This is a genomic window from Micromonospora coerulea (assembly GCF_016598485.1).
GTDB classification, from domain to species: domain Bacteria; phylum Actinomycetota; class Actinomycetes; order Mycobacteriales; family Micromonosporaceae; genus Micromonospora; species Micromonospora coerulea.
The window spans coordinates 21,962-34,548 of the sequence record NZ_JAEMUW010000022.1 but is presented as its reverse complement, the minus strand read 5'-3'; the positions used below and the strand labels follow the sequence as shown (position 1 = coordinate 34,548).

General features: G+C 71.8%; 7 protein-coding genes and 1 pseudogene. 6 read left to right on the top strand and 2 right to left on the bottom strand.

All coding sequences use genetic code 11. The features are described from left to right. Positions 1–353 precede the first annotated feature (353 nt). From I8N68_RS24850 to I8N68_RS24840, 3 genes are all read left to right on the top strand, one after another. Positions 354–947, top strand: a complete 594-nt coding sequence (locus tag I8N68_RS24850) for a hypothetical protein (protein WP_200214794.1) — start codon at positions 354–356, stop codon at positions 945–947. Positions 948–960: 13 nt separating this feature from the next. After that, positions 961–1,926: a hypothetical protein gene (locus I8N68_RS34315; protein ID WP_200214792.1), complete on the top strand. Its 966-nt coding sequence runs from the start codon at positions 961–963 to the stop codon at positions 1,924–1,926. A 203-nt stretch (positions 1,927–2,129) separates the two neighbouring features. Continuing rightward, on the top strand, positions 2,130–2,504 hold the full coding sequence (locus I8N68_RS24840) for a hypothetical protein (RefSeq protein ID WP_200214790.1): 375 nt from the start codon (positions 2,130–2,132) through the stop codon (positions 2,502–2,504). A 136-nt stretch (positions 2,505–2,640) separates the two neighbouring features. Here I8N68_RS24840 and I8N68_RS24835 read toward each other — a convergent pair. Beyond that, positions 2,641–3,186, bottom strand: a pseudogene (locus I8N68_RS24835) (glycoside hydrolase family 6 protein); the annotation flags it as partial. Between the two features lie 399 nt (positions 3,187–3,585). On the opposite strand from I8N68_RS24835, the gene I8N68_RS24830 reads away from it, so the two are divergent. Together I8N68_RS24830 and I8N68_RS24825 are read left to right on the top strand one after the other, a co-directional pair. Further along, positions 3,586–4,428: a hypothetical protein gene (locus I8N68_RS24830; RefSeq protein ID WP_200214787.1), complete on the top strand. Its 843-nt coding sequence runs from the start codon at positions 3,586–3,588 to the stop codon at positions 4,426–4,428. Then, entirely contained in the window at positions 4,415–5,164 is a 750-nt protein-coding gene (locus tag I8N68_RS24825; RefSeq protein WP_200214785.1) for a class F sortase, read from the top strand. Before I8N68_RS24830 ends, I8N68_RS24825 begins: the two co-directional genes overlap by 14 nt. 70 nt (positions 5,165–5,234) lie before the next feature. Here I8N68_RS24825 and I8N68_RS24820 read toward each other — a convergent pair whose 3' ends face one another. Next, entirely contained in the window at positions 5,235–10,292 is a 5,058-nt protein-coding gene (locus I8N68_RS24820) for an NAD-glutamate dehydrogenase (protein WP_200214782.1), read from the bottom strand. Between the two features lie 286 nt (positions 10,293–10,578). Between I8N68_RS24820 and I8N68_RS24815 the strand changes: the two genes are divergently transcribed. Then, positions 10,579–12,546, top strand: coding sequence for a penicillin-binding transpeptidase domain-containing protein (locus I8N68_RS24815; protein ID WP_200214779.1), 1,968 nt, complete (start codon positions 10,579–10,581; stop codon positions 12,544–12,546). Positions 12,547–12,587 lie beyond the last annotated feature (41 nt).

Here is a 12,587-nt window from a genome sequence, read left to right as displayed (position 1 = left end):
GGCCAGTCCGGACACAGCGGACGGTCCGAAGTTGATGTGCGGGTGGGGTGATGATGTTGCGGTTCAGCGTCATCATGCCGACCGGCAGGTAGGGAAAGTCCTCCTCCGGCCAGATCCTGGTGTCGTCCAGCGCGTCACGCGCAGCCCGGCCGCCCCGCAGGCGTTCGGCGTCGCACTCGACCGGCATCACCCCAACCAGCTCGTTTTCTGGGATGAGTCAAGTTTTCGCGGTGGGTCGTGTGGGCGCCGCCATGCCCCATCCGGGATTACGGACCGAGATCGACCAGGAAAGTACGCGCGATCGGGATTGGCGATCAGTGGGCGGAGGGAATACCAGCGGCGAAGGAGGAGCCATGTCGCCCACGCAGGTAGTCGTCATAGTCATCGTCGTGCTGGTGCTCGCGGCGCTGGCCGCGGTCGCCGTGGTGGCGAGCCGCCGCCGCTCACTCAAGCAGCGCTTCGGCCCCGAGTACGACCGGGTCGTCGCCGAACGGGACAGTCGCAGCGCCGCCGAGCGGGAGCTGCGGGAGCGCGAACGCCAGCACGCCGAACTCGAACTCACCCCGCTCGCCCCCGAGTCCCGGGACCGGTACGCCGCCGCCTGGGAGGAACTTCAGGTCCGTTTCGTCGACTCCCCCGCCGAGACCGTCGGTGACGCCGACGAACTGGTCAGCCGGCTGATCGCCGAGCGTGGGTACCCCACCGGGGACTTTTCCGACCAGATCGCCCGGCTCTCCGTCGAGCACGCCCGCACCCTGACCCACTACCGGGACGCCCACGAGATCCGGCTGCGCAACGAGCGCGGCGAGGCCAGCACCGAGGAGCTCCGCCAGGCGGTCGTGCACTACCGGGCCCTGTTCGCCGATCTGCTCGGTGCGGACCCGGTCGGCCACCAGCCGCCGGAGCAGCGCCGCCCCGACCACCCGCACGACGCCACGAGCCGCTGAGGAGGCTGCCGCGATGCGCCAGGAAGAGCAGCAGGTGAACGAGCACCCCGAGTCCGTCCGGTCGGCGCCGGTTTCGGTGCCACCGCCGAACGACCTCCCCGACGGCGACGGCTCCCGCCACGACCGGACCGGCCGGGCCGACGTACCCGAGGACGCGCTGGACGACCGGGGCACCTTCGACGACCCGGCGGTCGCCGGCGAGGGTGCCGACGCCCGGCGGGACGCCGCCGACCCGGACGACACCCGCCCGTACGACGTCCGAAACGCCGAGGCGGCGGACGGGGACCGGGACGCCCGGCCCGAGTTCCACGAGCCGGGACCGCTGCCGACCACCTTCGGCGCGACCACCGTGGGCGGTGCGGTGGCCGCCTCCGCGCTGGCCAGCGGACGCCCGGAGGACGAACGTGATCCCCGCCTGGAGGACACCGCCCGACCGGGTGACGGCGCTCCCGGCCGCACCGATGCGTTCGACGACGAGCGGGCCGACCCGACGGCCGGCGACCGGCTGCACGACCCCGATCGGTGGGCCGCCGGGCAGCCCGGCGACCGGGGCGACGACGCGCCGGCCGCCGGGGCCGCCGGCTACGGCAGCGCCGAGCCGGCGATGGTGGACCCGGACACCAGCACCGCGGCGGCCGGGGCCGGGGGGGTCGGCGCCGCCGCGGGCCTGGCCGGGGCGGCGCGGCCGACCCCGGGCGCGGTGCCCGCGGACGCCGCCACGCTGTTCGAGCCGGCGACCGCCCAGGGCTTCCGGGACCGCTGGCGCGACGTCCAGCTCCGCTTCGTGGACGACCCACGGGCCGCGGTCGGCGAGGCGCAGTCCCTGGTCGAGGAGGCGATCGAGGCGCTCTCCGCCGCGCTGGGCGCGCAGAAGAGCAAGCTGGGCGGCTGGCAGGACGCCGGCTCGGCCGACACCGAGCAGCTTCGGATCGCCGTACGCGGCTACCGGGACTTCCTGGACCGCGTCCTCGGTCGCTGACCCGGTTCGCGGAGCCCCGGCCGGTGAACGGTCGGGGCTCCGTCGCTTCCCATCGGCCTGCCGATGCTCCGCTGACGGTGGCCGGGCCCGGTCGAGCGGCCGACCGCCGCGCAGGCCCGGGAGGTCTGACCTGCCCGGCATGGCCCGGTCCGCACGGGGTACGCGAGACGAGGGAACGCGTCTGGGGACAGGAGGGCAGCAGCATGACCGATCGTGACCGACCGCTGGAGGAGAGCCCCGAGGTGGCTGCCGCGGTGGACGACGACAGCACCGTGCCGCAGTTGCGGACCGGTGGCGGCACCGACCGGGACACTCCCGTCTTCACCGAGCCCGAGGGCGCGGTGCCCGACACCGGCTCCCCGGACATCCTCGGCGACCCGTACGCGGCCGGCACCGGGGCGACCGGGACCGGCACCGGCGCGGGTGGCGACAACATCCGTACCGGCGCCGAGCAGCCGTGGGAGCCGGAGGATCTGGTGATGGCGCGGGGCCAGGACCTCACGCCGGAGAACATCGAGCGGGCCCGCCGGGACCTGGCCGAGTTCGGCCGGGCCGCGATCGAGCGGACGGTGCCCTGAGCACGTCGCCGGGGCGACGGAGCGGGGCGGGGCGGGCTGCGGGACCCCTGGTCCGACCCGGTGCCCGGTGGGATCAGGGGCCCGAGGCAACCTGCCGCGGCGGTGGCGCACTCCCGCCGCGGCGGGTTGGCCGGCCTCAGGACAGCGGCGGGTAGCCGTTGCGCATGAGCTCCTGGAACTGCGCGGAGAACCAGGCGCCGAAATCGGCGCGTTCGGCAGCGCGCCGCTCAGGCCGTTGCCGTTGCGCGCGTTGCCGGTGTAGGTGGGGTCGCACATCCGGTCGAAGCCGTTGCCCTCGTCGTTCGGGATGAGGGAGCCGTCCGACTCGGCTTCACCCAGACGTACGCGGCGACGCCCGGCTCCCCGAGACCAGCCTGTTGCGGAACGTCTGGGCGAACGAGACCTCGCCGAAGTATTGGTTCCAGTCGATCCCCCTTGGACTGCCGCACAGTCTGGCCGTTCACCGCATCAGTGATCTTGAAGTACGGCTCCTTGAGCGCCGCGTAGTTCGCCGTGCTGGTGATGAAGCCCGGCACGTTGTGCACGTGCTGCCGGCGGCGGTGGCCGCAGCGAGGAGCTGGTTGGCGGTCGGGCCGAAGTTGCTGTCCCAGCCGATCCAGCCGCGGTGCGCGGCGTCGATGCAGTTGTAGACGTTGCCGATCGCGCCCAGCTTGGCCAGGGAAGGTCACCAGCCCGCCCGCGACCAGGACGCTCACGCTGAATGGGAGCGCTTTCATAGCAATCATTCGATGCCGGGATCGCCGTAACCGTAAGGGGCGAACCACCCTGCGGGGACGGGGCGGCACGGCGGGGGCGGATCGCCGCAGTTCGACCGAGCGGGACAGGGCCCGGCGGATTGAGGAACCTCCGCACCCAGTGAGGCCGCAGCCGCCCGCGCGGCACGGAAGGCCGCCCCGCGTCCGTAACCTCAGCATAAGCCTCTTAGCACTCGTATGCCCCGTACCGTCAGTAAACTCTAGAACACGAATCTTTCCCCGGATAAGTCACGAAACGGTCTAACGTCGGTCGTAGCTCGACTGTCGTCGGGCTCAGGACAAACAGGGATGGAGTGACGCAGGTCATGGGAAAGAAGATGCTCGGGAAGGTCGTTGCGGGTGCCGCTCTCGGCGGCGCGTCCCTGCTGCTGTTCTCGCCCGGGGCGGCGTACGCGGCCGGACAGGCGTACACGGGCAACGTCGTGGCCAAGCCGCAGGTCAGTCTTTCTGAGTTCTGCTCTGGGGACCACCACGGGGACTGGGACCACAAGGACTGGGACCGCAAGGACTGGGACAACAAGGACCGCGACCGCAAGGACGAGGACCGCAAGGACTGGGACAACAAGGACCACGACGGCAAGGACCGCGACCGCAAGGACGAGGACCGCAAGGACGAGAACAACAAGCACGACGAGACCTGGCAGTCGGGCGGCCAGGGGGGCATGGCCGACGACCAGTCGAACGAGGACCGCAACAACCGAGACAACAAGGACCACGACGGCAAGGACCGCGACGGCAAGGACGAGGACCGCAAGGACTGGGACAACAAGCACGACGACGGCAAGGACCGCGACCGCAAGGACGAGGACCGCAAGGACGAGAACAACAAGCACGACGACGGCAAGGACGAGGACCGAGACAACAAGGACCACGACGGCAAGGACCGCGACCACAAGGACTGGGACAACAAGGACCACGACGGCAAGGACCGCGACCACAGGGACTGGGACAACAAGGACCAGGACCGTCGGGACCACGACGACCGGGACCACTGCACGCCGCGTGGCCACGTCGACGGGGGTGACGGTGGCATGACCACCACCAGCCTCGACCGCGGCATGGCCGCCAGCGGGGTGGGCGTGATCGGCGCCGCCGCCCTGGGTGGCATGGTCCTGCTGCGTCGGCGTCGGGCCAATGACCTCGGCTGACACGACGGCGACACCGGCCGGCGGCCGTCACGGGAGACCGTGGCGCGCCGCCGGCACGGCCGTCGTCGTCCTCCTCGCCATGGTGGGCGCCGGCATGATCGGGGCGTCCGTGCGGACCGTGCCGCCGCCCCGCCCGCCCCAGCCGCTGGCCCAGGCCGGGCCGGGCGGCCCGACCACGACCGCCCCCGCCGCCGTCGACGGGACCCAGTCCGCCGACCAGCCGTCCGCCGCCGAGGAGGGAACGGCCGCGCCGCACCCGGACATCGCCCCCGTCGGCCTGGGCCGGTCGAACCCGACGACCATCTCGATCCCGCGGATCGGGGTGAACGCCGAGATCATGTCGCTCGGCACCAACCCCGACGGCACGGTCCAGGTGCCCCCGCTGGACCAGGCCCAGCGGGCCGGCTGGTACTCGCCCGGCGCCAGCCCCGGTGAGGTCGGCAACGCGGTCATCGTCGGCCACGTCGACTCGGCCAAGCTCGGGCCGGCCGTCTTCTTCAACCTCGGCTCGCTCCGGTCGGGGGACACCATCACGGTCGCCCGGGAGGACGGCTCGCAGGCCACCTTCACGGTCAACGAGGTGAAGTCGTACCCGAAGTCGGCGTTCCCCACGGAGCTGGTCTACGGGCCCAGTGACAAGCCGAGCCTGCGGGTGGTGACCTGCGGCGGCGTCTTCGACTCCAGCGCCGGCAGCTACCTGAACAACATCATCGCCTTCGCCACCATGGCGGCGTGACGCTGAAACCAGAGCGCGGCCCGGCGGTCGGATCACCGACCGCCGGGCCGCGCCCGCGTGGGCGTCCGGGTCAGGCCGCGGCCGAGGTCCGCACCAGGGTCCGGATCTGCCGCAGCAGCACCGACAGCGCGGACAGATCCGCCCGGGACTCGTCGAACTCCCCCATCGCCCGATGCGCCCGGTGGATGGAGGTGGCGTTCGCCTGCTCCCACTGGAGCACCCGCTCGTGCGGCGGGAGGTTGTCCGGGGTGGACCCGAGGACCTCCGCGGTGAGCGCGGCCAGCGCGGCGTACAGGTCGTAGCGCAGCGCCATCCGGGCCAGCGTCTGCCAGCGGTCCTCCCGCGGCAGCAGGGAGATCTTCGACAGCAGGGCGTCCACCCGGAACCGGTCGGACAGGACGAAGTAGATCGAGGCCACCTCGCCCACGTCCCGGCCGGTCGACCGGGCGGTCTCCACCACGTCGAGCAGACCGAAGCTGTACATCAGCCGGGTGGCCTGCTCGGCCAGGTCGCGCGGCAGTCCCCGCGAGGTCAGCGAGTCGATGTGCGCCGCGATGGCGTCCCGCTCGCTGCCGTAGAAGAGGTTCTCCAGGCCGGGCAGCAGCCGGGCCACGCCGTCCCGCAGCCGGGCGATCTCCGCCGGCACGTCGATCGGCGAGCGCCGGTTGGTGACCAGCCAGCGCACCGCCCGGTCGAGCAGCCGGCGGGTGTCCAGGTAGACGCTGGTCTGCAGCTCGGGCGAGACCTTGTTGTCCAGCGCCTCCACCGCGTCCCAGAGGTCCCGCAGTCCGAACACCTCGCGGACCACCACGTACGCCCGGATCACGTCGGCCGCCGACGCGGCGGTCTCCTCGACGACCCGGAAGACGGACGAGATGCCGCCCCGGTTGATCGCCTCGTTGACCAGCACGGTGGTGACGATGTCCCGGCGCAGCCGGTGCCGGCCCATCCGGTCGGTGAACCGCTCCCGCAGGGGCGTGGGGAAGTAGTTGACCAGGACGTCGGTCGTCCACTCCTCGTCGGCCAGCCCGTCGGCCACGATCTCGCGCTCCAACACGATCTTGACGTACGCCAGCAGCACCGCGAACTCCGGCGCGGTCAGCCCGGACTCGGTCCGGACCGCCAGCTCCTCGTCCGGCGGGAGCGCCTCCAGCGCGCGGTCGAGCTGACCCGACCGCTCCAGCTCATTGATCATGCGGCGGTGCACCGGGAGCAGCGAGGCGGCCTGAGCCTGGGCGTTGTTGATGGCCCGGGCCTGGTCGTAGTTGTCCCGCAGCACCAGCTCGGCGACCTCGTCGGTCATCTCGGCGAGCAGCCCGTCCCGCTCGTCCATGGTCAGCTCGCCGTCGGCGACCGCCGTGTTGAGCAGGATCTTGATGTTCACCTCGTGGTCCGAGGTGTCCACCCCCGCCGCGTTGTCGATGAAGTCGGTGTAGATCCGGCCGCCGGTCAGGGCGTACTCGATCCGGCCGAGCTGGGTGCAGCCCAGGTTGCCGCCCTCGCCGACGACCCGGCAGCGCAGGTCCTTGCCGTTGACCCGGATCGCGTCGTTGGACTTGTCGCCCACCTCGGCGTTGGTCTGGCTGGACGCCTTCACGTAGGTGCCGATGCCGCCGTTCCAGAACAGGTCCACCGGCGCGGTCAGGATCGCCTTCATCAGCTCCTGCGGCGACAACTGGGTGACGTCGTCGTCCAGGCCGAGCACCGCGCGCACCTGCGCGCTGACCGGGATCGACTTGGCGGTACGCGGGTACACCCCGCCGCCGGCCGAGATCAGCTCGCGGTTGTAGTCCTCCCAGGACGACCGGGGCAGGTCGAACAGCCGCTTCCGCTCGGCGTACGAGGTGGCGGCGTCCGGATCCGGGTCCAGGAAGATGTGCCGGTGGTCGAAGGCGGCCACCAGCCGGATGTGCTCGGACAGCAGCATCCCGTTGCCGAACACGTCGCCGGACATGTCGCCGACGCCGACCACCGTGAAGTCAGACGTCTGGGTGTCGTGCCCCATTTCCCGGAAGTGCCGCTTCACCGACTCCCAGGCGCCGCGGGCGGTGATGCCCATCTTCTTGTGGTCGTAGCCGGCCGAGCCGCCGGAGGCGAACGCGTCGCCCAGCCAGAACTGGTGCGCGGTGGAGATCTCATTGGCGATGTCGGAGAAGGTCGCGGTGCCCTTGTCCGCCGCCACCACCAGGTACGGGTCGTCGGCGTCGTGCCGGACCACGTCCTCGGGCGGGACGATCTCGCCACTGACGATGTTGTCGGTGACGTCGAGCAGCGCCGAGATGAACTCCTTGTAGCAGATCACCGCCTCGTCCCGGTCGCCCGGCTTCTGCTTGAGCACGAAGCCGCCCTTGGCGCCCACCGGCACGATCACGGTGTTCTTCACCATCTGCGCCTTGACCAGGCCCAGCACCTCGGTGCGGAAGTCCTCCCGCCGGTCGGACCAGCGCAGCCCGCCCCGGGCCACCGGCCCGAACCGCAGGTGCACGCCCTCGAAGCGCGGCGAGTAGACGAAGATCTCGAACTTCGGCCGCGGCGCCGGCAGGTCCGGAATGGCCTGCGGGTCCAGCTTGAACGCCACGTACGGCTTGGGCCGCCCGCCGACCGGGCGCTGGTAGAAGCTGGTCCGCAGGGTCGCCTGGATCAGCGTCAGGTACGACCGCAGGATGCGGTCCTGGTCGAGGCTGGACACGTCGTCCAGCGCCTCGGCGATCGCGGTGACCAGCTCGCCGCTGCGCTGCCGCCGCTCGTCGAGGGTGGTCGCGCCCGGGGCGAACCGGGCCTCGAAGAGCTCCACCAGCAGGGCGGCGATCTTCGGGTACGCGATGAAGGTCTGCTCCATGTAGTCCTGGGAGAAGACGGTGCCGGCCTGGCGCAGGTACTTCGCGTACGCCCGCAGCACCACCACCTGCCGCCAGGTGAGCCCGGCCCGGAGCACCAGCTCGTTGAAGCCGTCCACCTCGGCCTCGCCCCGCCAGGCCGCCGCGAAGGCGTTCTCCACGTGCGGGCGGACCTCGGCCAGCTCCTGATGCGCCTCGGGCAGCCGTAGCCCGAAGTCGTAGAGGAAGACCCGGCCGTCGACCCGGTCCACCTCGTACGGGTGCTCGTCGACCACCCGGACGCCGAGCGAGTGCAGCACCGGCAGCACGGCGGAGAGCATCATCGGCTCGCCGTACCGGTAGACCTTGAACCGCACGTCCATGGTCTCGTCGACGTCCGCGCCCGGCCGGCCCGGCCGCGGCGCGATCTGCTTGCGGAACAGGTGCATCTCGAGCTGGCCGGGCTCCTCCAGCAGCTCCAGCTTGGCCAGGTCCTTCATCGCCTCGTACGGCGTGTGCCCGTCCTTGTAGCCCTCCGGGAACGCGTCGGCGTACCGGCTGAACAGATGCTTGGCCTGTTCGTCGCCGAGCTTGCGCTCCAGCACCAGCCGGTAGTCGTCGTCCCAGAGCCGGGTCGCGTCGGCCAGTTCCTCGGCGAGCAGGTCGGCGTCGATCTCGCCCGGCGGGTTGGTCGGGTCGGTCCGGACGATGAAGTGCACCCGGGCGAGCATCGACTCGGTGACCCGGGTGGTGTAGTCCACCCCGACGCCGTTCAGCTCGCGGAGCAGGATGTCCTGCATGCGTAGCCGGTTCTGGGTGGTGAACCGGTCCCGCGGCAGGTAGATCAGGCAGGAGATGAACCGCCCGTACGCGTCCCGGCGCAGGAAGACCCTCAGCTGCCGGCGGCCCGCCATCCGCAGTACGCCGATCACCGCGTGGTACAGGTCGTCGGTCTTGATCTGGAACAGCTCGTCGCGCGGGTAGGTCTCCAGGATCTGGAGCAGGTCCTTGCCGGAGTGGCTGCGCTGGCTCAGCCCGGAGCGGTCCAGCACCTCGGCCACCTTGCGGCGGACCACCGGCAGCTCGCGCACGCTGGTCCGGTACGCCGCGGTGGAGAACAGGCCCAGGAAACGCCGCTCGCCGACCACCTCGCCCGCGTCATTGAAGATCTTGAAGCCGATGTAGTCGAGGTAGGCCGAGCGGTGCACGGTGGCCCGCGAGTTGGCCTTGGTGATGATCAGCAGCCGCTTCTCCAGCACCTTCTCGTGCGCCTCGGGGGTCATCGAGGACAGCGACCGGGCCTCCGGGGAGTCGGAGCGCAGGATGCCCAGCCCGGTGCCGAGTACCGCCTCCAGCGCCTGACCGCCGTCCGCGCCGTCGGTGTCGACCAGCCGGTACTCGCGATACCCGAGGAAGGTGAAGTGGTCGTGCGCCAGCCAGCGCAGCAGCTCGACCGAGTCGGTGATGTCCTTCTCCGGCACCGGCGGCCGGTTGTCCGAGGTCCGGGCGGAGGCCAGTTCGTCGGCGAGCGCGAGGGCCCGCTGCCGCATCTTGGGCCAGTCCTCCACGGCCTCCCGCACGTCGGTGAGCACCCGCTGCAGCTCCCGGCGGAGCTTCTCCCGCTCGCCCGCGTCGCGCACCGGATCGATCTCGATCCGCATCCAGCTCTCGACCAGGTCACCGGCGATCGCGTCGTCCGGCTCGACGTCGGCGGACACCTCGGTCAGCCGGCCCAGCGGCTCCCGGCGAACCACCACCAAGGGGTGGACCAGCAGGTGCACGTCGAGGTGGTGCGAGTTGAGCAGCGCGGTCACCGAGTCGACCAGGAACGGCATGTCGTCGGTGACGATCTCGATGACGGTGTGGTGCTGGTCCGCATCCGGCTCGTGGATGCGCAACTTCAGCTCACCCGGCACCCGCTGCTGGGCGAGGTCCCGGTGCGCCCGGGCCGCGTCGAGCATCTCCTCGGCCGTGAAGCCGATCAGCTCCTCGTCCGGCGCGAACCGCCAGAAGCGGCTGACCAGGGTCGCCGCGTCGTGGTCGTCACCGGCCAGCGCCACCGCCTGGGCCACCAGGCGCTCCGCGTTGGGTACCGGTTCGTCGAGCTCGGCGTCCTCCGCGTCGTCGGCCAGCCCCTGCGTCGGCAGGCCCAGCTCGTAGAGCGTGTCGATACTCGAACCGGTCATCCCGGTAACTCCTGTATCGAGGTGGCCCAAACCATCCCCGTCGGTTGCCGAATCGAAGCTGTCGTCCCGGCCGGTGTCAGCCTGCCGGAGGTCGGGTCCCGGTTTGATCGCCGGACGCCGGTCCATCGGTGCCACTCCCCTCGACCCACCGCGTTGTGGGTCACTCTGCCGCCCAGCCTAGGCCCTGCCGCTCTGCCCATTCGTCGGCGGACCAGTGGCCGGACGTCCGGATCGGGACTCTGTCCTTTCACCCGTTGCGGGTACGTGGTCGGCCGGTCGCGGAGTACCCCGGCTCGCGATGTTCATCACACTGCCAATGGCCTCTTTCCGCACGTCGGGGCCGTGGCGGGGCGGTGGGAGAAGCCCGTCCGTACTACCGTGCAGGACAGTTTCACACCGGAGGGACACCTTCATGCCCATCTCCTACCCCGTTGCCCGCCGCCGATCCCCGCTCCGGCCGATCATGGCTGCGGTGACCGCCACCGTGCTCGCCGCCGGGGCGCTGGCCGGCTGCTCGACCGAGGACGGGCCGGAGCGCGCCGTCGACGCGTTCCTGGCCGGCTGGCGCTCCGGGGACCTGCACACGGTCGGCTTCATCGAGCCGACCGGCGCCCGGGTCCCGGCCGCCGACGTGACGAAGGAGATCCGCGCGCTCTCGGGCGAGCTGGTGGACAGCCCGCCGGCGCTGAAGCGCAAGGGCGACGCCAAGATCACGGCGGACACCGCCACCGCCCAGGTGACGGTCGACTGGACGCTGCCGGGGCAGGTCCGCTGGGCGTACGACCGGCCGGTGCGCCTCAAGCGCGGCGGTGACGACCAGTGGCAGGTGATCTGGGAACCGACGCTGATCCAGGAGAAGTTGGAGGAGGGTGACCGGCTGGCGCTGCGCCGCGAGGCCGCGCCCCGGGCCGGCGTGCTGGACGGCGCCGGCGCCCCGATCGTCGCGCCCCGCCGGGTGGTCCGGGTCGGCCTGCAGCCCAGCGAGGTCACCGACGTGCCGGGGCTGGTTCGGCGGCTCGACGCCGCGTTCAAGGCGATCCGGCCCGCGCTCGTGCCGCCGGTCGACCTGTCCGATCTGCCGAAACGCCTGGCCGAGGCGGAGCCGACCGCCCTGGTCGAGGTGGTGACCCTACGCGAGGAGGCGTACCGGCAGATCAAGCCCCGGATCTACGACCTGCCGGGCACCAGGTTCCCGACCGACACGCTCAATCTGGCACCGACGCGGGAGTTCGCCAGGGCCCTGCTCGGCTCGGTCGACCCGGCACAGGCCGACGACCTGAAGGCACACCCCGACCGGTACGTGGCCGGCGACCTGGTCGGCCACGGCGGCCTCCAGGGCCGGTACGACGACCGCCTGCGGGGCGTACCCGGGCTCACCGTGGTCATCGAGCGCGCCAAGCCCGGCGAGACGGGGACGACCACCGCCGCCGAGGTGTTCCGCAGCGAGCCGAAGACCGGCCAGCCGCTGAAGACCACCCTCGACGTGGCCACCCAGAACGCCGCCGACGCGGCGCTGCGCGGGGAGCGGCGCCGCTCCGCCCTGGTGGCGGTCCGGATCAGCGACGGCGCGGTGCTGGCCGCCGCCAACGGCCCCGGCCCGGCCGGGGAGAACCTGGCCTTCACCGCCCAGGTGCCGCCGGGCTCGACGTTCAAGATGGTCAGCGCGCTCGCCCTGCTGGACCAGGGTGCGGTGACCCCGGAGGCGACGGTCGCCTGCCCGAAGAACCGCGTGGTGGACGGCCGGCCGTTCAAGAACTCCGACAACTTCGAGCTGGGATCGGTCCCGTTCGGCACCGACTTCGCGAAGTCCTGCAACACCGCGTTCGTCTCGCTGGCCCCGAAGCTCGGCCCGGACGGGCTGGCCACCACCGGCCGGGCCCTCGGCCTGGAGGCGAAGTGGGACCTCGGCGCGGACGTCTTCCCCGGGAAGGTCTCGGCCAACGGCTCGGCCACCGAGCAGGCCGCCGCGGCGATCGGCCAGGGCACCACGGTGGTCAGCCCGCTCGCCATGGCCGGCGCGACGGCCGCCGTGGCCCGGGGGCGCTGGGAGCAGCCGAAGCTGGTGCTGGACCCGGCGCCCGGGCAGCCCGCCCCGGCGGGTCCGCCCCTCAAGGCGGAGTCCGTGGCGGCGCTGAAGACGATGATGCGTGCGGTGGTCACCGCCGGCACGGGCAAGGCCCTCGTCGACGTGCCCGGCGAGCCGGTGTACGGCAAGACCGGCACCGCCGAGTACGACAACAACCCGGCGCACACCCACGCCTGGTTCGTCGGCTGGCAGGGCGACGTCGCGTTCGCGGTCTTCGTGGAGCAGGGCGGGTCGAGCACGGCCAGCGCGGTGCCGATCAGCGAGCGCTTCCTGCGCGCCCTCGCCGCCCGCTGACCGCTCAGGCGATGTCGGCCCCGGGTGACCGCGGGCCGGGG